The sequence below is a fragment of the Mesorhizobium sp. NZP2234 genome (genome assembly GCF_013170765.1).
GTDB lineage: Bacteria > Pseudomonadota > Alphaproteobacteria > Rhizobiales > Rhizobiaceae > Mesorhizobium > Mesorhizobium loti_D.
The window spans coordinates 198,679-218,922 of sequence record NZ_CP033364.1 but is presented as its reverse complement, the minus strand read 5'-3'; the positions used below and the strand labels follow the sequence as shown (position 1 = coordinate 218,922).

Genomic DNA, 20,244 nt, shown 5'->3' with positions numbered 1-20,244 from the left:
TCAAAATGTCTAGACAGACATCATGGCCGCGTGTAGATTGAGTCGCATCGAACACAGGAGGCTGTAGTGACGATAAGGAGAGTCCCCCTAGCCGTAGTCACGGTCCACGGACATGGCGCGGGATAAACAAAGAGGCTTCGCAACCGGCAGGGTCACGAAGCCTCGAAGTGGGCCACCAAGTCAAAAACTGGAAGCGGCGGTGAGCATATCACCGCCGCTTTCGTTTGTGAATCTCTTTGATCTGTTTGCCGGGACTGGAGGGCTTCGTGTAGCGCCAAAGCGGAAGCTCTAGCTGCACCGGCTTTCGGAAGTGCGTCCGCTTCTCGTCAAGCAGGTCTATGATAGGTGAGGCGCTTACCGGATGCACCCTTCAAGGCGATGAAAGCACGCGTGCCATCATCAACGCCAAGGGCGATGCGGTTCGAGTAACGAAAGTCGAACTCGGCAAGGTAGCGGTGCAGATGGTGTTCGGCGCAATGCTGGTAAACGCCTTTCATGCCGCGCTTGAAGACGCTGTAGAAGCCTTCCACGGTGTTGGTGTGGATGGTCTTTTCGCCTTCGTAGCGAACATATTCGTCCTTGGAATGCGTCACTACATCATGCGAGGCGAATTCCTGGCCCGCGCGGCGATAGACACCGCTCTCGTCCGTCATCAAAGCGCTTTCCTTCGCGATGTTGGCGCGAACGATCGGCATCACGTTGCCCATGCGGGCGGTATCGACGTGGAAGGAACGGGCACGGCCACCACGCTCGACAAGCGTAACGACAGTGTTCTTGTGTGCGCCGCCGCCCGACTTAACCGGGGTACCCTTGAGGCGACCGATGTACGTCTCGTCAACTTCTACGGTCTTGCCGTTGCCGCCAAGCGGGGAGAAGTCGCCAGATGCCATTGCAAGCCGAATGCGATGGCACAGGAACCAAGCCGCTTCATAGGTGCATTCGAGTATGCGGTGCATCTGGTGGGCGCTGATACCCTTCTTAGAGGCGCACATAAGGTGGATGGCCTGAAGCCACTTGGTCAGTGGCAAATGGCTTTCCTCGAAAATGGATCCCATGCGAACCGTGAACTGCGAGCGGCAGGCGCTGCACTTGTACAGGCCATGACGCTCGACGCCGTGGGGGTTCTTCTTAGAGGGCTTGGTGCGAACGCCCTTCAGGGAATAGTGACGGTCAACAGAGCCGCACTTGGGGCAGACGGGACCATTCGGCCAAAGAATGCCTTCCACATGCTCGAAAGCCTTGGCTTCGTCGTGGAACTCGGGGCGAGACAGAACGGACATGGCGAAAGTTCCTAAGTTGTTGGAATCTTTCTACCTCTCCGGTTTGGGTTTGTCAACCAGATAATCGCCTTGTGCCGGGCGATTATATGGTTGACAAACCCGTTGAACCGGAAGCGACCTTCCGCGATCGCACCATGATCCGGTCAAGTGCGGTCTGCTATTGACCTGTTGCGAGACGGCCCTATCTCGCCTCGATCAACTTCCGATCCTAACCATAGGACGGCAGGACTAAAGTCTTGCGTCAGAAAAGCAAAGGTCTGACGTTACCGTTTTGGTTCCGTCAATGTCCATTGGACGTTCCATTACTTTAGTTATTCAGCATATGAAGCTTGACGTTGCGGAAGGTGGCTGGCGGAATGGCCGGCGCAGTTTGGCTTTGGGTCTATAGGGGGGCTGCGCCGGCCATTGCGGGTTTGGGCTTTGGGTATGATCGTCCCCGCGCGGACTAACCTACATATATATTAGCAATTGCGCAAATAAGACTGAAGTCCCTGGTTCGCCGAACCGTGGCGAGCAGATTCTCGGCGCGCCAGAAATCCGCCATGCTGTCGGACGTCCGCAAGGATGCGATGAAGATAAGCGATATCGCGCTTGCCGCCGGGTTCAACGACGTGTCCTATTTCAATCGCCGCTTCCGGGTGCCGTTCGGTGCGTCGCCCACGCAGTATCGCGGCGGGTAGGTTTTTCGGGCGGCCTGGACTGATCCGGTCAGCGGACCGCCTGGTCGGCTCCCGCCGCCGTCCCCGCCATGTCATCCAGGATCGGGCAGTCCGGCCTGTCGTCGCCATGGCAGGCATGGATCAGCTTCTGCAGCGTCGAGCGCATGGATTGCAGTTCGCGCACCTTCTCCTCGATTGCTGTGACATGGGCGGCGGCGATCTCGCGTACGTCGGCGCTGGCGCGGCCGCGATCCCGGTAGAGTGCCATCAACTGGCGGCAATCGTCGATGGAAAAGCCGAGGTTGCGCGCGCGGCGCAGGAAGGCCAGCCGGTGGACGTCGTCGCCTGAATAATCACGGTAGCCGTTGGCGGCACGCGCGGGCGCGATCAGGCCGATCTCCTCATAGTAGCGGATGGTCTTGGCTGGCAGTCCTGAACGGTGGGCGGCGTCGCCGACATTCATGGCGGAGATCCTCGATCCTGTGGCCCGCGCGGTTCAGGCCCATTGAATTTACTTCACAATCTGGTGAAGGCTGTTGCCGAAATGCCATACTGATACGCTTACCAGCACGTAAGGCCACGGATATAGGCATCGTGTGCTTGGCAAGCAAAGCAAATGCCAGCATGAATGATGGTGAGAAAGCGGCCGACTCGTGCCGCTGGCGTTGGGCAGGGCACCGGATCATCCATGCGCATGAAGTCGCTTGCAATAATTGCCGCATTGGCGCTGTCCACTGCTATCGCCGGTTGCAGCACCATCGGCGGGCAGATTTTCTCAAACGACTACGGCGCGGTGTCCGACGCTGGCTACCAGTTGCCGCGCATCCCGATCGAAAAAGTGCCGAGGCAGTATCACCGACAGGAGGTGAACTACGACACCAAGGAAAAGCCAGGCACCATCATCGTCGATACGCAGAACAAGTTCCTCTATTTCGTCGAGGGTGACGGCCGCGCGATCCGCTACGGCATCGGCGTTGGCCGCGAGGGCTTCGAGTGGCATGGCACCGCTCATATCGCGCTGAAGCGCGAGTGGCCGACCTGGACGCCGCCCCGTGAAATGATCAAGCGCCAGCCGGAACTGGCGAAGTTCGCCAATGGCATGGAGCCGGGCCTCAAGAACCCGCTCGGCGCGCGCGCCATGTATCTCTTCAACAAGGGCGGCGACATGGGTTACCGCCTGCACGGCAGCCCGGAATGGAATTCGATCGGCAAGGCGATGTCGTCTGGCTGTATCCGGCTGATGAACCAGGACATTATCGATCTCTATGACCGCGCCTCGGTCGGCGCCAAGGTCATCGTGATGTAAGCATCCTGATCTCAGGATCAGGTCAAACCTTTCGTGCGCGGACCGTCTAGGCAACAACGGACGTCCCAAACAGAAAACCGGGCAATTCGGCCCGGTTTTTTGTTATTCACGAACAGGATGCTTCAGGTGCGCCCGCACGCCGACGAGGCGGCGCGCAAAAAACATCAGGCGACCTGCTCGACCTGCTGAACTTCGGGCACAAAATGGCGAAGCAGATTCTGGATGCCGTGCTTCAGCGTCGCCGTCGATGACGGGCAACCGGCGCAAGCGCCTTTCATGTGCAGGAACACCGTGCCGTTCTCGAAGCCCCGGAAGGTGATGTCGCCACCGTCCTGGGCCACTGCCGGGCGCACCCGTGTATCGAGCAGTTCCTTGATGGTGATGACGAGTTCCTCGTCCGCCTTGTCATAGAATTCGCCGGTCTGGCTCGTCTCGGCGGCCGGGCCGGTCTTGGCCATGACAGGCGCGCCGGACATGAAATGCTCCATGATGGCGCCGAGGATCGCCGGCTTCAGGTGCTGCCAGTCGGGGCCATCCTTGGTCACGGTGATGAAGTCGTAGCCGAAGAAGACGCCGGTGACGCCGGGAATTTCGAACAGCCGGCCGGCCAGCGGCGAGGCCGTGGCCGCGCTATCGGCGTCGCGGAAATCGGCGGTACCTTCCAGGAGCACTTCCTTGCCGGGCAGGAATTTCAGCGTCGCCGGATTGGGCGTCGATTCGGTCTGGATGAACATGGCCGTCTCCGTGCCCATTTCGGGCAGCTAGTTTGGAATAGTTCTAAATAGGCTCTATTGGCTGGACATTCAAGCGAAACGCGTCGCCGGAACGGCTGGCTGGCGGAATGTTTTTGCTCACCTGCACTCACGCGGGATGTGTTGAGAATGAGGTCAGGCCGAGTCGAGAATGGCGGTTTCCGAGAACCGGAGCGGAGCGTACTTGAAGTGCGTGAGCACCGGCAGCGCTGGAAGCCGCCATTGGCAGGCCGGCCTCACCTGAATCTCAATACATCTCAGGCGAGGCTGTCGATCTCCTCGTCCGAAAGGTTTTGCGGCACGACGGTGACCGGAATAGGGAAGGCCGCCCCCTTGCCGGCAACGGCACCGACCAGCGGTCCCGGCCCTTCCTTGCCGGCGCCGGCTGCCAGCACCAGGATGGCGATATCCTGGTCTTCCTCGATCAGCCTGTGGATCTCTTCCGTCGGCTTGCCTTCGCGCACCACCATTTCCGGCTCGATGCCGAGCTTCTGGCGCACCTTGTTGGCATGGCCGTCGAGGGCCGCGCGCGCCGTTGCGGTCGCCTCCTCGCGCATGATCTTCTCGACGCCCAGCCAGTGCTGGAAATCGTCCGGTACGATGACATAGAGCAGCACCAGCGTGCCACTGGTGCTCAGCGCCCGTTTCGAAGCGTAGGCGACGGCGCGTTCGCACTCGGGCGTGTCGTCGATGATCGCCAGGAATTTCCTGCGATGACCGGCTTCGCGGCTAAGGCGTTTGGAGACCATGTCTATCTACCTAGTGTCGTGATTTCGAAGTTCGCCTGCTTTCGATATCCCGCCCCGAGCGAACTTCGAAATCAAAAACGACACTAGAAATCAATAGTTTGCTCGTGTCCCTGATTTTGAAATTCGCATTACAACTCTGGCGAATTTCAAAATCAGGGACACGAGTTTGTTTTCGGCCGCAATCTGCCACCCGCTTCGACCGGCCGCAAGCGGCCGGCCTTGTGCCAGTGTCAATGCGGTGCACCGCCGCCGGGATCAGCCCTGCAGCAGGCCTATAATGTCGCGCACCGTCTTCATGGTCGTTTCGGCCAGCACGCCGGCGCGTTCGCCGCCATCCCTGAGCACCGCGTCGACATAGGCGCGGTCGCCCTGGATGCGGCGCATCTCGTCGGCGATCGGCGCCAGCTTCTCCACCGCGAGGTCGGCCAGCGCCGGCTTGAACACCGAAAACTGCTGGCCGCCGAATTCCTTGAGCACGTCGGCCTTCGAAATCTCGGCCAGGCCCGCATAGATGCCGACCAGGTTTTCCGCTTCCGGCCGGCTTTCCAGCCCGTCGACTTCGCTCGGCAAGGCTTCCGGATCGGTCTTGGCCTTGCGGATCTTCTTCGAGATGGTGTCGGCATCGTCCGTCAGGTTGATGCGCGAAAGGTCCGACGGATCCGACTTCGACATCTTCTTCGAGCCATCGCGCAGGCTCATGATGCGTGCCGCCGGGCCGCCGATGACCGGCTCGGTGATCGGGAAGAAGCCGTTCACCGTCTCCTCGCCAACATGCATCTCGACGCCGACCCCAAGGCTGGCGATGCGGCTCGAAAAGTCATTGTTGAATTTCTGGGCGATGTCGCGGGTCAGTTCCAGATGCTGCTTCTGGTCCTCTCCCACCGGCACATGCGTGGCGCGGTAGAGCAGGATGTCGGCGGCCATCAGCGAGGGGTAGGCAAGCAGCCCCAGCGAGGCATTCTCGCGGTCCTTGCCGGCCTTGTCCTTGAACTGCGTCATCTTGTTCATCCAGCCGATGCGCGCGACGCAATTGAAGATCCAGGCGAGCTCGGCATGCTGCATCACCCGCGACTGGTTGAAGACGATGTGCTTCTTGGGGTCGATGCCGGAGGCAAGGAAGGCGGCGGTGATCGAGCGCGTCTGGTCGGCGAGGTCGTCATGGACGAGCTGCGCCGTCAGCGAATGCAGGTCGACGACGCAGTAGATACAGTCGGACGTGGCCTGCAGGGCGACGAATTTCTTGATGGCGCCGAGATAGTTGCCGAGATGCAGGTTGCCGGTCGGCTGGACGCCGGAGAAGACGAGGGGCTTGAAGGCGGACATGGGGTTCCTCAGGGCTTGTGGAGGGCCGTTTCGCGCGCGGCGAAAGTCTTTTCGACGGCGCGCTTATGAACGAGAGTGTGGGGAGGATCAAGAGGCAGGAGAGCCCGCGGCGCCATTGCTTCAGGCTGAATTGTCTGTTCGTTGCAGGCGTCGCGCTTGTTGCGCCTATCTCTCAGTCTGACAGGTGCGCACCGCCCCTCATTGTCCTGCCGGACATTTCTCCCCGTATGGTGACGGTGAGAAGGACGTCGTCATCGCCGGTTTCGCCAATCGCCAGGTTTGCAGGAAGCGCCGTCGTCGCACTCAGCTTCTTTCTCCCCGTTTACGGGGAGAAATGCCCGGCAGGGCAATGAGGGGCGGCGCCGACATCAACATTTGTGAGAATGTCTTGGGCTCACGGATCCGGAGACTGTTCCTTGGGCGCCGGTGGTCCCTTGCGCTTGACGTTGCGCCGGATCATGCCGAAATCGGCGCCGCCGGTGGCAAAGGCAGTGACGAAGTAGAGCAGCGCGCCGCCGGCCACCAGCGTCAGCAGCGTCGTCGCCTTGACGACCAGCGGCGAGCCGGGGCCGAGCCTGACGGCAAGCCAATGCTCGGCGAAATACAGCGCCACCGCCATCACCGCCGCCGACAGAACCAGCCGGGGAATGCGCTTCAGCAGCGGCACGTCGCGGCCCCAGTGGCCGCGTCGGATCAGCACGGCAAGCAGCATCAGCGCGTTGACCCAGCCGGCCACGGCCGAGGCGACCGCAATGCCGGGTGCGCCCATCCTGGGAAACAGCGTCAGCGCGGTGGCGACGTTCACCGCCACCGAGATCGCGGCGAAGATCATCGGCGTGCGCGTGTCCTCGCGGGCGAAATAGCCCGGGGTGAAGGCCTTGATCAGCACAAAGGCCGGCAGGCCCAGGCCGAAGATCGCCAGGATCGCCGCCACCGTCGGCGTCGAATGGTTGGCGGCAAAGGCGCCGCGCTCGTAGACCAGCCGCACGATCGGCTCCGACATCACCCAGAGTGCGGCGGCCGCCGGCAAGGTCATGAACAAGGTGAACTCGACGGAACGGTTCTGCAGGTTGGCGGCCTCGATGAGATTGCCTGACTTCAGCGCCCGCGACAGTTCCGGCAGAAGCACGATTGCCACCGCGACCCCGACGACACCGAGCGGCAGCTGATAGACGCGGTCGGCGTAGGCGAGCGAGGAGACGGCGCTGTCCTGCGCCGAGGCGATCGCGGTGCCGATCAACTGGTTGATCTGGGTGATGCCGCCGGTGATCGCCGCCGGCAGCGCCAGGATAAGGAGGCGTTTTACGTTCGGCGTCATCTTCGGCCGGCGGAAGCCGATCGAGATGCCGGCATTGCGCACCGCCACCCAGACAATGGCGAGTTGCACGATGCCCGCCGCCAGAACGCCCCAAGACAGGCTGAACCCGACAGCATGTGCATCCAGCCCATGATACCAGGCGTAGCCAAGCACGCTGATCAGGATGATGTTGAGGAAAGCGGGCGCGATCGCCGCGGCGAAATAGCGGCGCAGGGAATTCAGCATGCCCGCCATCATGGCCGCGAGCGACATGCAGATCAGGTAGGGGAACATGATCGTCGCGAGCCGGACGGTCGTCTCGAACTTGCCCGGGGTGTCGGCGAAGCCCGGCGCCACCAGGTAGCGTACGATCAGTGGCATGGCCAGTTCCATGGCGATGGTCAGCACCAGCAGCGCCGAGAACAGGACGCCGAACACTTCCTCGGAAAAACGCTTGGCGCCGTCGGTGCCGTGCGTCTCGATCTCCTTGGCGAACAGCGGCACGAAGGCGGCGTTGAACGCGCCTTCCGCGAACAGCCGGCGAAAGGTGTTGGGAAACTGGAAAGCGGCGTTGAAGGCGTCGGCGACCGGCCCGGTGCCGAGTGCCGCGGCCATCAGCATCTCGCGGCCAAAACCGAGCGCGCGGCTCATCAGCGTGCCGGAAGCAACGGTAGCGAATTTCTTGACGAGGCTCATGCGTTTGAAGACTGCCTTGGAGCAATTCCAGGAAAAGTGTGAGCGGTTTTCCCGGGCAAAGCGCATAGCGCATTGCCCTTGGGAACTGTGTTAAAACAAAGAGTTAGAGCGGTTCGCCGTTTTCGTGAAACGGTGAACAGCTCCAGGGATTGGGACAAGGTGGGGATGGCAGTCACTCGGCGGCCGCCTTGGCCTTGCCGCCGCGTTCGGGTGCGATGCCTTCGAGCGTCGCCATCAGCCGGTTGCGGATGGTGGCGATGCGGGCCGGGCTGTCGATCTTCTGGCCGGTAAGGTCGGTGACATAGAAGGTGTCGATGACCTTCTCTCCGAAGGTTGTGATGTGCGCCGATGCGATATCGAGCGACAGGTCGGACAGCGTCCCGGTGATCTCCGACAGTAGCCCCGGGCGGTCGAGCCCCTCGACCTCGATGACGGAAAAGCGGTTCGACAGCGTGTTGCGGATCTCGGCGCGCGGTGGGATCTTGAACACCTTGGACCCGCGCCTTGGCTTGGTGCGCTTCTCGATCATCTCCGGCAGCCAGCTCTTGCCCGACAGCACGTCCTCGATCAGCCGTCCGACGCGCTCGGCGCGCCGCCGCTCGTCCTCATCGCGGTCGAATTCCCGCGAGATCAGGATCGTGTCCAGGGCGCGGCCGTCCGAGGTGGTGAAGATCTGCGCGTCGACAATGTTGCCGCCGGCGCCGGCGCATGCCCCGGCAATGACCGAGAGAAGGCGGGGATGGTCCTGCGCCAGCACGGTGATTTCGGTCACCGCCTCGAACTGGTGGGTCTTGACCATGGTGGCGAGCTTGTTGCCGGCCGCGTCCGCCTCGCGGATGAATACGGCGTGGCGAAGCTGGTCCGGCAGATCCACGGTCAGCAGGTAGTTTTCATAATGCAGCCCAACATAGCGCTTGCGGGCCTTGTCGGGCCAGTCGGCAAGCGCCTCGGCCAGGCGTTCGCGCGCCGCGGCGGTGCGCTGTGCCCGCGACACCTCCGAAAAGCCGCCGGTCAGGAGCAGTTCGGTCTCGTAATAGAGCGTGCGCAGCAACTGGCCCTTCCAGCCGTTCCACACACCGGGGCCGACGCCCCTGATGTCGCAGACAGTGAGGATCAAAAGCAGTTTCAGCCGCTCGACCGATTGCACGATCGAGGCAAAATCCTCAATGGTCTTGCGATCGTTGAGATCGCGGGTCTGCGCCGTCATCGACATAACGAGGTGGTTCTCGACAAGCCAGGCGACCGTTTCCGTATCCGCCGCCGACAGCCCCATATGCGGACAGATGCGCCGCGCTATCCGGGCGCCGGCCTCGGAATGATCTTCCGGCCTGCCCTTGGCGATGTCATGCAGCAGTACGGCGACATAGAGCGCCTCGCGGCTCTTCTTCAGGCCCGGCATCAGCGAGTGCGATAGCGGATGGATCTTCTCGCCGTCGCCGCGCTCGATCTCGGCCAGCACGCCGATGCAGCGGATCAGGTGCTCGTCCACCGTGTAGTGGTGGTACATCGAGAACTGCATCATGGCGACAATCTTGCCGAAATCGGGGATCAACCGGCCCAGCAGCCCGGCCTCGTTCATGCGCCGCAGATTGAGCTCGGCGTTGCGGTCCGAGGTCAATATGTCGAGAAACAGCCGGTTGGCTTCCTCGTCGCGCCGCAGCGACTTGTTGACCAGGCCGAGCGAGCGGGTAAGCAACTTCAGCGCATCGGGGTGGAACTCCAGCCCGTGCTTGTCGGCGAACCAGAACAGTCTCAGCAGATTGACCGGGTCGCGTTCGAACACCTGATCATCGGCGATGTTGATGCGGTGGTTGTCGACGATGAAGTCCGACGTGCCGGCGAGCTTGCGCTTGCGGCGCTGGAAGGTCAGGAAGATGCGGTTGAACCCCGGCACATGCTTGGCCTGCTCCTCCTCTAGCGCGGCGCAGAAGATGCGCGTCAGGTCGCCGACATCCTTGGCCACCAGGAAGTAGTGCTTCATGAAGCGTTCGACCGCCGACAGGCCGGGATGGGTGGTGTAGCCCAGCCGCTCGGCGATCTCGCGCTGGATGTCGAAATGCAGCCGCTCCTCGGCCTTGCCGGTGAGGAAATGCATGTGGCAGCGCACCGCCCACAGAAAGTCCTCGGCCTTCTGGAACTCCCGGTACTCGGCCTCGGTGAAGACGCCTTTTTCGACCAGTTCCTCGCCGGTGCGTACCCGGTAGAAGTACTTGCCGATCCAGAACAGCGTCTGCAGGTCGCGCAGGCCGCCCTTGCCGTCCTTCACGTTGGGCTCGACCAGGTAGCGGCTTTCGCCGGCCTTGGCGTGGCGCTCGTCGCGTTCGGCAAGCTTGGCCTGCACATATTCCGGGCCGGTCGTTCGCACCACCTCGTGGTCGAAGCGCAGCATCAGCTCGTCATAGAGCTTGCGTTCGCCCCACAGGAAGCGCGCTTCCAGGATCGAGGTGCGGATGGTGATGTCGGTGCGCGACAGCCTGAGGCACTCGTCGATGTTGCGGGTGGCGTGGCCGACTTTCAAGCCCAGGTCCCACAGCATGTAGAGCATGTATTCGACGGTCTGTTCGCCCCACGGCGTCTGCTTGTAGGGCAGCAGGAACAGGAGGTCGATGTCCGATCCCGGCGCCAGCGTGCCGCGGCCATAGCCGCCGACGGCGACAACGGCCATGCGTTCGGCCACGGAGCGGTTCTTCACCCGGTAGACATGCGTCGCCGCGAAATCGTAGAGCGCCCGGATCAGCTCATCCATCAGATGCGACAGCCGCTCGGCGCAGGCGTTGCCGCCGCCATCTTGCCTCAGCATGGCCTCGGCGATCTTTCGGCCTTCGGCGAGCCGGGCCTTGAGAAGCTGGAGCACACCGGCGCGGGCGGCCTGCCCGGAACCGTCGCCGGCCGTGGCGTCCGTCAGCGCGGTCATCTCGCGGCGCAAGGCTTCGCCGTCGATCAGTTCATCGAGCTTCAGGGAGATTTTCGCCATAGGTACCGGTCGGCCTTGCCTTTTGGGCGGCGTCTATAGCGCGTTTTCGCGGCGCTGGGTATGGGGCCGGCGCGCAGCCCGGCAAGCGGGCCGAAGCAATTCCGGGAAAAGCGTAGAACCGGGAAAAGCGCGTAGCGCCTTCCCTTGGAGTTGGGTCAAAGCACAGAGATGGAGCGGTCCGGCGTTTCCGTGAATCGATGAGCCGCTAGTCCGCTGCCTCGATCGCGCCGAGAGGGACGACAATCTGCCGCCGGAACCTGCAGAAGTCGGCAATCCACCGCGCGGTCCGCCGGACCTCTCTCCTGATTCGCGCCGTGAGCGGCTTCCTGCGCTTGTTGGCAAGCCCGCTGGCGACCCACGCGGCGTCCCGTTCCGGCGCAAGCAGACTGGGCAATTTGGCGCCAACGAACTGCTCCTGCGTGCACAGGGCTGGAACGAGCTGGTAGATCGTCTTGCCGGTCGATGTTGCGAATGCGGGATCAAAAATGAGATTGTCCACTGCCACGTTGACCTCCTCGGTTGCCAGGAGAAGGTCGCGGGCCGCTTCTCTGGAGAGCAGGTAGCCTCCGGCTCCTATGTGGTTCTTGCGCAGTCTGAACATGGAAAAGCCGTGGCCCACGGAAAACCGTTCTCTCTGGATCACGGTCGTGTGGAAGGTTGTCTCCAGCTTGACGATGTCGGCATCGGCCGGAACCCAGTTCGCATCGGCCAGCAGCGCACCGGCCTTCGCCGAGAACACCACGTCGTCCTCGAACACGGCGCCGTAGGGCGCGTCGCCTTGAACGATGATGGCCCAGCAGGCGCGATGGCTGTGCAGGCAAGCAACCTCGCTGCCGGAAAGGCGTTGTACTGCGTGCAGCGCATGCTGTGGTTGCAGCCCCAGATACGGATGCTGGCAGCCGTCAATTGCCACCACCCGCTCGAAGGCGGTCCCGATGCGGGCAAACTCCGCTGTCATGTGGGCAAGCCGCTCGGGGGACCGATCGAGATTGATGACCAGGCACCTCATGTTCCACCAGCGACTTTTCTACGAAACTTTTGCTTTCACGAAACCGGAACAGCCGTCCAGCGGGAGTCCTCTAGCACAGATGACGTCGTGATTTGTTGATCTTTTCTGGGGATATCTTACGCCAGATCAGAAAGCCAAGATTTAAACCCAGCCGATCTTCCCAGGATTACTGGCAGAGTAGATGCGACAGGAAGTGCGGTGAATTTTCTATTCAGGGCCGCTCACGGCAAGGCGAAATACGAGACGGAGACCAAGTTTTCCGCGATGAGTTTGACGAGTTGCCGGCCGCAAGTGCGAGATAAACTAGCTTTCACGGATATCTATGCAGGTTTTGTCCGATCTGTGTATCAGGATGCCTGAGCCTGGAAACAAGTCTATCGGTCTGCTTCGGGTGGGTCGAAGGGAACGACCGTGTATCGCCGCATTCGGCAGTAATCAATGATCCATTCGACGACGCGTCTGGTCTCCCTCCTCATTTTCTCGGTGACCGGTCTTCTGCGTTTGATGGTCAGCCCGCTTGCGTCCCATGCCGCATCGCGTTCCTCGACAAGCAAACTTGGCAGTCTGTCGCCGACGAACTGATCCTGTGCGCAAAGCGCGGGAACAAGCTGGTAGATCGCCTTTTCGCCCGACGTGGGGAACGCCGGATTGAAGACGAGATCATCGGCCGCCGCGCTGGCCTGTGCGGAAGCATCGAGGAGGTCGCGCGCCATTTGCCTCGACAGGATGTAGCCGGCGGTTCCGACGTGGTTCCTGCGGAGCCTGACCAAGGAAAAGCCGTGGCCGACGGCGGTTCTTTTCCTTTGGGTCATGGTTTTGATGAAGAATGTTTCGAGCTTGACGGCATCGGCATCGGCCGGGATCCAGCTCACGTCGGCAAGCAGGGCGCCGGCTTTCGCGGAAAACACGACGTCGTCCTCGAAGACGGCGCCATAAGGAGCATCGTCCTGTGCGATGATGGCCCAGCAGGCGCGATGGCTGTGCATGCAGGCGATCTCGCTGTGGGACAGGCGCCGGATGGAATACATCGCATGCTGCGGCTGCAGCATCAGGTCGGGATGGTCACGCGCGTCGATCGCGACGATACGCTCGAAGGCGATGCCGATGCGGGCAAACTCCGCCGTAATATGGGCAAGGCGGTCAGGAGACCGATCAAGATTGATGACCAGACACTTCATGTCTTGACGGGATCGGCATCGCGTTGGAGGGATCGGCTTATATATTAGCAGGCTGCGCTACGGAATCTGGGCTTTTTCGGGGCGAACAGCCCGTGCTGGATCTGGGAAGCACGAAAAATCAAAACAGCCCTTGACCTTCCAGTTACTGGAAGCACTACCTCCGCAAACAGGCAGAGGATAGAGGCATTCCTGGAATGACGCATTCAGACCATGACCATCGCGGCGATCACCATTCACATGGCGCGCACGGCAGCTGTTGCACGCCCAAGGGTGCCGATGCGGCCGTTCTGCGCGATCCGGTCTGCGGCATGACCGTGGATCCGGGCGCCGCCAAGCCGACATCGGAGCATGGCGGCCGCCTCTATCATTTCTGCAGCGAAGGTTGCCGCACGAAATTCCAGGCCGAGCCGGAAAAATACATGACGGCCACCGACCCGGTCTGCGGCATGAGGGTCGACCGCTCGGCGGCGAAGCATTTCGTGCGCCATGAAGGCCAGGGCTTCTATTTCTGTTCCGCCGGCTGCAAGGCGAAATTCGAGGCGGCACCGCAAACCTATCTCGGCGACAGGCCGGCGCCGGTGCCGGCACCCAAAGGCACGCAATACACGTGCCCGATGCATCCGGAAATCGTCCGCGACAAGCCCGGCTCCTGCCCGATCTGCGGCATGGCACTTGAGCCGATGGGCGTACCAACAGGCGATGAAGGGCCAAATCCCGAACTGGTCGACTTCACCAGGCGGTTCTGGGTCAGTGCTGCTTTGTCGATCCCGCTTCTGATCGTCGCCATGGCGCCGATGGTCGGCCTGAGCTTCGAAAACATCGTCAGCGATCGGACAAAAACCTGGCTGGAGTTGGTGTTGGCAAGCCCGGTGGTGCTTTGGGCCGCCTTTCCCTTCTTTCATCGCGGCTGGGAGTCGATCCTCAACCGCAGTCCGAACATGTGGACGCTGATCTCGCTCGGCGTCGGTGCTGCCTATCTCTACAGCGTCGTCGCCACGCTTTTCCCGGACATCTTTCCGCACCAGTTCCGCGGCCATGGCGGCGCGGTGCCGGTCTATTTCGAAGCTGCCGCCGTCATCGTCGCGCTGGTCTTCCTCGGCCAGGTGCTGGAACTGCGCGCCCGCGAAAAGACCGGATCGGCGATCCGCGCCTTGCTCGATCTGGCGCCAAAGACCGCGCGGCGCATCGCCGAAGACGGTTCCGAGACCGATGTGCCGCTGGACAGCGTTCAGGCTGGAGACCGCCTGCGCATCCGGCCCGGCGATGCCGTGCCGGTCGACGGCACCGTGATTGAAGGGCGCTCCGCCACAGACGAATCGATGATCACGGGCGAACCGTTGCCGGTCGAAAAGGCCGAGGGTGACGCGCTCACCGGCGGCACGCTCAACAGGAACGGCTCGCTGATCATGCGCGCCGAGCGGATCGGCGCCGAGACCACGCTGGCGCGCATCGTCGAACTCGTCGCCAAGGCACAGCGTTCGCGCGCGCCGATCCAGGGCCTTGCCGATCGCGTTTCCTTCTACTTTGTCCCGGCGGTCGTCCTGGTCGCCATCGTGGCATTCATGGCCTGGGCGGTCTTCGGCCCCCAGCCAAGTCTGATCTTCGCCGTCGTCTCGGCGGTCTCGGTGCTGATCATTGCCTGTCCCTGTGCGCTCGGCCTCGCCACGCCGATGTCGATCATGACCGCCACCGGGCGCGGGGCGCATGCCGGCGTGCTGATCAAGGAAGCCGCCGCGCTCGAGCGCTTCGCCTCCGTCGACACCCTGATCGTCGACAAGACCGGCACGCTGACCGAAGGCCGGCCGAAACTGACCGATGTTGTCGCAGCCGGGGGCATGGTTGAGAATGAACTGCTGGCGCTTGCCGCCGCCCTGGAAAAAGGCTCGGAGCACCCGCTTGCCGAGGCAATCGTCGAGGGCGCCGGCTCCCGTGACCTCAGGATCGCAGAGGCCAGCGATTTCGAGGCGGTCACCGGCAAGGGTGTTCTTGGCACCGTCTCGGGACAGAAAGTCGCGCTCGGCAATGCGGCGATGATGGCCGATCTTGGTATCGACATCGCCTCCATCGCTGCCAGGACGGAGACGCTGCAGGCTGAAGGCAAGACGGTGATGTTTGTTGCTGCCGGCAAGACGCTGGCCGGCATCGTCGCCGTCGCCGATCCTATCAAGGCAACCACCGCCGAAGCGATCAAGGCCCTGCATGACAGCGGCCTGAGGATAATCATGGCGACGGGCGACAACGAGCGCACGGCCAGGGCCATCGCCGGGAGTCTCGGCATTGACGAGGTTCGTGCCGGGCTGCTGCCGGAGCAGAAGGCGGCTCTGGTCGACGAACTGCGCCGCAGGGGCGCCGGTGTCGCCATGGCCGGCGATGGCGTCAACGACGCACCGGCCCTGGCCGCCGCCGATGTCGGCATCGCCATGGGCACCGGCGCCGATGTCGCGGTCGAAAGCGCCGGCATCACCCTGGTCAAGGGCGACCTTAACGGCATTGTTCGGGCTCGAACGCTGGCCCAGGCGACGATCGGCAACATCCGGCAGAACCTGTTCTTCGCCTTCCTCTACAATGTCCTTGGCGTGCCGGTGGCCGCCGGCGTGCTCTATCCGCTCACCGGCATGCTTTTGTCGCCGATGCTGGCGGCGGCGGCGATGAGCCTGTCCTCGGTCTCGGTCATCGCAAACGCATTGCGGCTGCGCACGTTGAAACTCTGATCCAAGCCCCCAAATACAAAACCCAACCAACAGGAGATCATGAATGACCTTGGCCAAGAAACTCGTGCTTTTGCTGATGGCGGCCGGAATGCTGCTCGCCGTCTTCCTCGAAAGCGTTCCGGCGCAGAGCGAAGAGATGAAACACGACATGGCCGGCATGTCGACGGACGCGACCAGCCCTTCGACCGAAGGCTACAAGGCGGCGATGGACAAGATGCATGCCGACATGATGGCATCGCAGTATACCGGCAATGCCGACGTCGATTTCGTCCGCGGCATGATCCCGCATCATCAGGGCGCTATCGACATGGCCAAGGTCGAGCTCGCCAACGGCAAGGACCCGGAGATCCGCAAGCTCGCCGAAGGCGTCATCGCCGCCCAGGAAGCCGAGATCAAGCAGATGCAGGACTGGCTTGCCGCCCATCCGGTGAAATAGAGCTTTCGAGGCATCGGAACGTGGGCCGCGGCGAGAACGCTCTGGATTTCTTGTCCGGCCTGTGATGCGATCGGGCCTCAGCTGGAGCCTGCCATGCCGTCGAGCGTCAGAACCACCGCGTTGCCGTCTGGCGAGGCCATACCCGTTCTCGGCCAGGGCACTTGGAAGATGGGCGAGGATTCCCGCCGGCGCTCCACGGAAGTCGATGCTCTCAAGCTTGGCCTCGATCTCGGCGTCAAGCTGATCGATACCGCCGAAATGTATGCCAGCGGCGGCGCCGAGGAAGTGGTCGCCGAGGCCATTGCCGGGCGCCGCGCCGAGACCTTCCTGGTTTCAAAAGTTCTACCGTCGAACGCTTCGCGCGCGGGCGTGCAGCGCGCCTGCGAGAACAGCCTGAAGCGCCTGCGCACCGACCGCATTGACCTCTATCTCTTGCATTGGCCGGGCAGCGTGCCTTTGGCGGAGACGGTCGAGGCCTTCGAAGCCTTGAAGAAGGCCGGCAAGATCCGCCATTGGGGCGTCAGCAATTTCGACACCGAGGACATGGAGGAGCTCGCCGGCTTGCCCGACGGCGGCAACGTCCAGACCAACCAGGTGCTTTACAATCTGGTCCGGCGCGGGCTTGAGTTCGATCTGGCGCCCTGGAGCCGCAAGCGCGGCATTCCCTTGATGGCCTATTCGCCGGTCGAGCAGGGCGCGCTGGCGCGCAATGCCAGGCTCGAAGCCGTCGCCGCCCGCCACAATGCGACCGCCGCTCAAATCGCCCTGGCCTGGGTGATGCATCAGGACGGCGTCGTCGCCATCCCCAAGGCCAGCAGCCAGGAGCACGTCCGCCAGAATTTTGCCGCGCTCGACATCGCCCTTACGAGCGAAGACCTCGCCGATCTCGACCGCGCCTTCCCCCCGCCCACCCGCAAGCGCGGGCTGGAGATGATCTGACTACTTCCCGGCCAGCCCCTTCAGCCGGTACAGCGCTTCCAGCGCTTCCCTCGGCGTCATCTCGTCGGGATTGATCTCGCCGAGGGCCGCGCCAAGCGCGTCGCTCTTCACCGGCTTCGGCGCCTCCCGCTTCATCGCCACGGAAAACAGCGGCAAGTCATCGACCAGCCGGTTGGTCTTGCCGGAAACCTCGCCTTCCTCCAGCTGGTGCAGGACTTCCTTCGCCCGATCCACCACCGCCTCCGGCAGGCCGGCCAGCCGTGCTACCTGCACGCCGTAGGAACGGTCGGCCGCACCCTTGCCGACCTCGTGCAGGAAGACGACGTCGCCTTCCCATTCCTTGACCCGCATGGTGACGTTGTGCAGCCGCGCCAGCTTGCCGGCCAGCGACGTCATCTCGTGGAAATGGGTAGCGAAGATCGCCCTGCAGCGGTTCTTCTCATGCAGATACTCCACCGCCGCCCAGGCGATCGACAGGCCGTCGAAAGTGGCGGTGCCGCGGCCGATCTCATCGAGGATCACCAGCGCTCGCTCGCCGGCCTGGTTGAGGATGGCCGCCGTCTCGACCATCTCGACCATGAAGGTCGAACGGCCGCGCGCCAGGTCGTCCGAAGCGCCGACGCGCGAGAACAGCCGGTCGACGACACCGATATGGGCCGATGCCGCCGGCACGAATGACCCGGTCTGCGCCAGGATCGCGATCAGCGCGTTTTGCCGCAGGAACGTCGATTTACCGCCCATGTTCGGGCCGGTCAGCAGCCAGATCGCGCCGTTCTTGGCGCTTCCCTCCGGCGAGAGATCGCAATCATTGGCGACGAACGGTCCCTCGCCGGAACGGCGCAGCGCCTGTTCGACCACCGGATGCCGGCCGCCGGAGATCTCGAAGGCGAGGCTGGAATCCACCACCGGTCGGCACCACGCCTCGCTTTCCGAAAGCAGCGCGAGTGCCGCCGACACGTCGAGCACGGCAAGCGCATCGGCGCCGGCGCGGATCGCCTCGGCCTCGCCGACCGCTTCCGCCGTCAGCGCATCGAAGGCGGCCAGTTCGATGCTCAGCGCCCGGTCGGCGGCGTTGGCGATCTTGGTCTCGAGTTCGGCAAGCTCGGTCGTGGTGAAGCGCATGGCGTTGGCCATGGTCTGGCGGTGAATGAAGCGCGCCTTGGCGCCATCGCTGCCGGTCATGACCGCGTGGTGGTTGGCGGTCACCTCGATATAGTAACCCAGTACGTTGTTGTGCCGGATCTTCAGCGAACGGATGCCGGTCTCCTCGATCAGCGAACGTTCCAACGCCGCGATCACCTTTCGCGACTCGTCGCGCAGCGCGCGCATCTCGTCGAGTTCCGGGTGGTAGCCCCCGCGAACGAAGCCGCCATCGCGCTTGAGCAGCGGCAGTTCGTCGCCAAGCGCTTGCGTCAGGTGCTGTGCAAGCGGCTTGGGCAACGCATGAATGGCGGCAAGTGCGTCCGCCAATTCCGGGGGCAGGGTTATCGCGGCAAAGATCTCGGCGATGGCGCCCGCCGCTTCGAAGCCGGCGCGCAACGCGCCGAGGTCGCGCGGGCCGCCGCGGTTGAGCGCCAGCCTGGACAAAGCGCGCGGCATGTCGGCGACGCTTTTCAGGCTCGCCCGCACCGCTTGGCAAAGCCGTGTTTCGGTGCGGAAGAACGACACCGAGTCCAGCCGTGCGCCGATCGCCGCCGGGTCGGTCAGCGGCGCCATCAGCCGGTCGGCAAGCAGCCTTGCGCCGCCGCCGGTTACCGTGCGGTCGATCGCCTTGAACAGCGAGCCTTCGCGGCTGCCGGACAGCGTGCGCAGGAGTTCGAGATTGCCGCGTGTCGCCGGATCGATGAACAGGGTCGAGCCCTGCTCTTCGCGCTCAGGGCGCGACAGCGGCGGGCGCTCGGCCTTCTGCGTCTTCTCGACATAGGCGATGGCGCCCGAGATCGCCGACAGTTCGGCCCGCGAAAACGTGCCGAAGCTGTCGGGTGTCGCCACCTCGAAGAAACGAGCGATGCGCCCGGTGGCGGAGGCCGAATCGAACAGCGACGGCGGTTGCGGGTTGGCGACGCGGCCAAGCACGTCGAACACAGGCTTCAGCTCCGGATCATAAAACACCGGTTCGGCAATGATCAGCTCGCGCGGATCGACACGGAATATGTCGGCGAGCAGGCGGTCGGCGGTGGTCTCGGCGACGCGGAAGGCGCCCGTCGAGATGTCGATCCAGGCCAGCGCAAACGAATGGTCCGCCCCGCCCTTCACCCGCCCCAGCGCCATCAGGAAGCTTGATTCCGACGGCGCCAGCAATTTGTCCTCGGTGATGGTGCCCGGCGTCACCAGCCGCACCACGTCGCGGCGCACCACGGATTTGGAGCCGCGCTTCTTCGCCTCTGCCGGATCCTCGATCTGTTCGCAGACGGCGACGCGGAACCCCTGGCCGATCAGCTTCTGCAGATAATCGTCGGCCGCATGCACCGGCACGCCGCACATCGGGATGTCGTGGCCCTGGTGCTTGCCGCGCTTGGTCAGCACGATGCCCAGCGCGCGGCTCGCCTTTTCGGCATCGTCGAAGAACAGCTCGTAGAAATCGCCCATGCGGTAGAACAGCAGAGAATCCGGGTTCGCCGCCTTGATCTCGATGAACTGCTCCATCATCGGCGTCACCGCGGCCGTGCCGGGCTGTGGCGGCGTCATCACCTCGGGGGCGTCGGGCTCGTTCGGGCTGTGCATGTTCATGGCCCGGCACGCTAGCAGATGTGATGGCCGGGTTTAATGCCGGGTCATCGAAAAGCAGGGGAAGACCGAGGCGAGAGGTGCCCGCAATTTCTGTACGATCCGCGATTCAGGCGTGGGGGCGGTTTACACGCGGCGGCGCGTGGTCTTAATTCGGACCGAAACAAAGCACCCGCTTCAAGGAGGTGCAGCAGCGGCGAGGAAATCA

General features: G+C 63.0%; 15 protein-coding genes. 5 read left to right on the top strand and 10 right to left on the bottom strand.

The features are described 5' to 3' along the window. Window positions 1–326 precede the first annotated feature (326 nt). Complete coding sequence (locus EB230_RS00995; RefSeq protein WP_172371082.1) at window positions 327–1,280, bottom strand: IS1595 family transposase; 954 nt, start codon at window positions 1,278–1,280, stop codon at window positions 327–329. A 506-nt stretch (window positions 1,281–1,786) separates the two neighbouring features. On the opposite strand from EB230_RS00995, the gene EB230_RS00990 reads away from it, so the two are divergent. Continuing rightward, window positions 1,787–1,960, top strand: a complete 174-nt coding sequence (locus tag EB230_RS00990; protein WP_244494023.1) for a helix-turn-helix domain-containing protein — start codon at window positions 1,787–1,789, stop codon at window positions 1,958–1,960. 28 nt (window positions 1,961–1,988) lie between these two features. Here EB230_RS00990 and cueR read toward each other — a convergent pair whose 3' ends face one another. After that, window positions 1,989–2,402, bottom strand: a complete 414-nt coding sequence (cueR, locus tag EB230_RS00985) for a Cu(I)-responsive transcriptional regulator (protein WP_172371080.1) — start codon at window positions 2,400–2,402, stop codon at window positions 1,989–1,991. Window positions 2,403–2,627: 225 nt separating this feature from the next. Here cueR and EB230_RS00980 point away from each other — a divergent pair, with 225 nt between their 5' ends. Beyond that, complete coding sequence (locus EB230_RS00980; protein ID WP_056569547.1) at window positions 2,628–3,245, top strand: L,D-transpeptidase; 618 nt, start codon at window positions 2,628–2,630, stop codon at window positions 3,243–3,245. A gap of 164 nt (window positions 3,246–3,409) precedes the next feature. Here the strand turns inward: EB230_RS00980 and EB230_RS00975 are convergent, their stop codons facing one another. The 7 genes from EB230_RS00975 to EB230_RS00945 form a co-directional block, all read right to left on the bottom strand. Further along, a complete protein-coding gene (locus EB230_RS00975; RefSeq protein ID WP_056570395.1) occupies window positions 3,410–3,979 on the bottom strand; it encodes a NifU family protein in 570 nt (189 codons plus the stop codon). A gap of 275 nt (window positions 3,980–4,254) precedes the next feature. Then, a complete protein-coding gene (locus EB230_RS00970; RefSeq protein WP_056569549.1) occupies window positions 4,255–4,746 on the bottom strand; it encodes a universal stress protein in 492 nt (163 codons plus the stop codon). A 255-nt stretch (window positions 4,747–5,001) separates the two neighbouring features. Continuing rightward, window positions 5,002–6,069 carry a tryptophan--tRNA ligase gene (gene trpS / locus EB230_RS00965; RefSeq protein WP_172371079.1) on the bottom strand — a complete coding sequence of 356 codons (1,068 nt, stop codon included), beginning with the start codon at window positions 6,067–6,069 and terminating at the stop codon, window positions 5,002–5,004. Between the two features lie 394 nt (window positions 6,070–6,463). Beyond that, complete coding sequence (murJ, locus tag EB230_RS00960) at window positions 6,464–8,062, bottom strand: murein biosynthesis integral membrane protein MurJ (protein WP_172371078.1); 1,599 nt, start codon at window positions 8,060–8,062, stop codon at window positions 6,464–6,466. Between the two features lie 172 nt (window positions 8,063–8,234). Further along, window positions 8,235–11,036 (bottom strand): [protein-PII] uridylyltransferase, encoded by a 2,802-nt coding sequence (locus EB230_RS00955; RefSeq protein ID WP_172371077.1) that lies wholly within the window; start codon window positions 11,034–11,036, stop codon window positions 8,235–8,237. A 205-nt stretch (window positions 11,037–11,241) separates the two neighbouring features. Next, window positions 11,242–12,045, bottom strand: a complete 804-nt coding sequence (locus EB230_RS00950; RefSeq protein ID WP_172371076.1) for a glycosyltransferase family 25 protein — start codon at window positions 12,043–12,045, stop codon at window positions 11,242–11,244. A gap of 374 nt (window positions 12,046–12,419) precedes the next feature. Then, a complete protein-coding gene (locus EB230_RS00945) occupies window positions 12,420–13,223 on the bottom strand; it encodes a glycosyltransferase family 25 protein (RefSeq protein ID WP_172371075.1) in 804 nt (267 codons plus the stop codon). 194 nt (window positions 13,224–13,417) lie between these two features. On the opposite strand from EB230_RS00945, the gene EB230_RS00940 reads away from it, so the two are divergent. The 3 genes from EB230_RS00940 to EB230_RS00930 all read left to right on the top strand — a co-directional run bounded on the left by EB230_RS00940 (window position 13,418) and on the right by EB230_RS00930 (window position 17,309). Continuing rightward, window positions 13,418–15,934, top strand: coding sequence for a heavy metal translocating P-type ATPase (locus tag EB230_RS00940; protein ID WP_172371074.1), 2,517 nt, complete (start codon window positions 13,418–13,420; stop codon window positions 15,932–15,934). Between the two features lie 43 nt (window positions 15,935–15,977). After that, the gene (locus EB230_RS00935; RefSeq protein ID WP_140769913.1) at window positions 15,978–16,370 is read left to right on the top strand and encodes a DUF305 domain-containing protein; all 393 of its coding nucleotides are present in this window, start codon (window positions 15,978–15,980) and stop codon (window positions 16,368–16,370) included. Between the two features lie 93 nt (window positions 16,371–16,463). Further along, window positions 16,464–17,309, top strand: coding sequence for an aldo/keto reductase (locus EB230_RS00930; protein WP_172371073.1), 846 nt, complete (start codon window positions 16,464–16,466; stop codon window positions 17,307–17,309). Here the strand turns inward: EB230_RS00930 and mutS are convergent, their stop codons facing one another. Further along, window positions 17,310–19,997: a DNA mismatch repair protein MutS gene (gene mutS / locus EB230_RS00925; RefSeq protein ID WP_246738972.1), complete on the bottom strand. Its 2,688-nt coding sequence runs from the start codon at window positions 19,995–19,997 to the stop codon at window positions 17,310–17,312. Window positions 19,998–20,244: the final 247 nt, after the last annotated feature.

Coding starts and splice junctions, on each gene's coding strand:
- trpS (WP_172371079.1), bottom strand. CDS start 6,069: ATGTCCGCCTTCAAGCCCCTCGTCTTCTCCGGCGTCCAGCCGACCGGC.
- EB230_RS00975 (WP_056570395.1), bottom strand. CDS start 3,979: ATGTTCATCCAGACCGAATCGACGCCCAATCCGGCGACGCTGAAATTC.
- EB230_RS00945 (WP_172371075.1), bottom strand. CDS start 13,223: ATGAAGTGTCTGGTCATCAATCTTGATCGGTCTCCTGACCGCCTTGCC.
- EB230_RS00935 (WP_140769913.1), top strand. CDS start 15,978: ATGACCTTGGCCAAGAAACTCGTGCTTTTGCTGATGGCGGCCGGAATG.
- mutS (WP_246738972.1), bottom strand. CDS start 19,997: ATGACGCCGCCACAGCCCGGCACGGCCGCGGTGACGCCGATGATGGAG.
- EB230_RS00970 (WP_056569549.1), bottom strand. CDS start 4,746: ATGGTCTCCAAACGCCTTAGCCGCGAAGCCGGTCATCGCAGGAAATTC.
- EB230_RS00955 (WP_172371077.1), bottom strand. CDS start 11,036: ATGGCGAAAATCTCCCTGAAGCTCGATGAACTGATCGACGGCGAAGCC.
- EB230_RS00950 (WP_172371076.1), bottom strand. CDS start 12,045: ATGAGGTGCCTGGTCATCAATCTCGATCGGTCCCCCGAGCGGCTTGCC.
- EB230_RS00995 (WP_172371082.1), bottom strand. CDS start 1,280: ATGTCCGTTCTGTCTCGCCCCGAGTTCCACGACGAAGCCAAGGCTTTC.
- EB230_RS00930 (WP_172371073.1), top strand. CDS start 16,464: ATGCCGTCGAGCGTCAGAACCACCGCGTTGCCGTCTGGCGAGGCCATA.
- EB230_RS00940 (WP_172371074.1), top strand. CDS start 13,418: ATGACGCATTCAGACCATGACCATCGCGGCGATCACCATTCACATGGC.
- murJ (WP_172371078.1), bottom strand. CDS start 8,062: ATGAGCCTCGTCAAGAAATTCGCTACCGTTGCTTCCGGCACGCTGATG.
- EB230_RS00980 (WP_056569547.1), top strand. CDS start 2,628: ATGCGCATGAAGTCGCTTGCAATAATTGCCGCATTGGCGCTGTCCACT.
- cueR (WP_172371080.1), bottom strand. CDS start 2,402: ATGAATGTCGGCGACGCCGCCCACCGTTCAGGACTGCCAGCCAAGACC.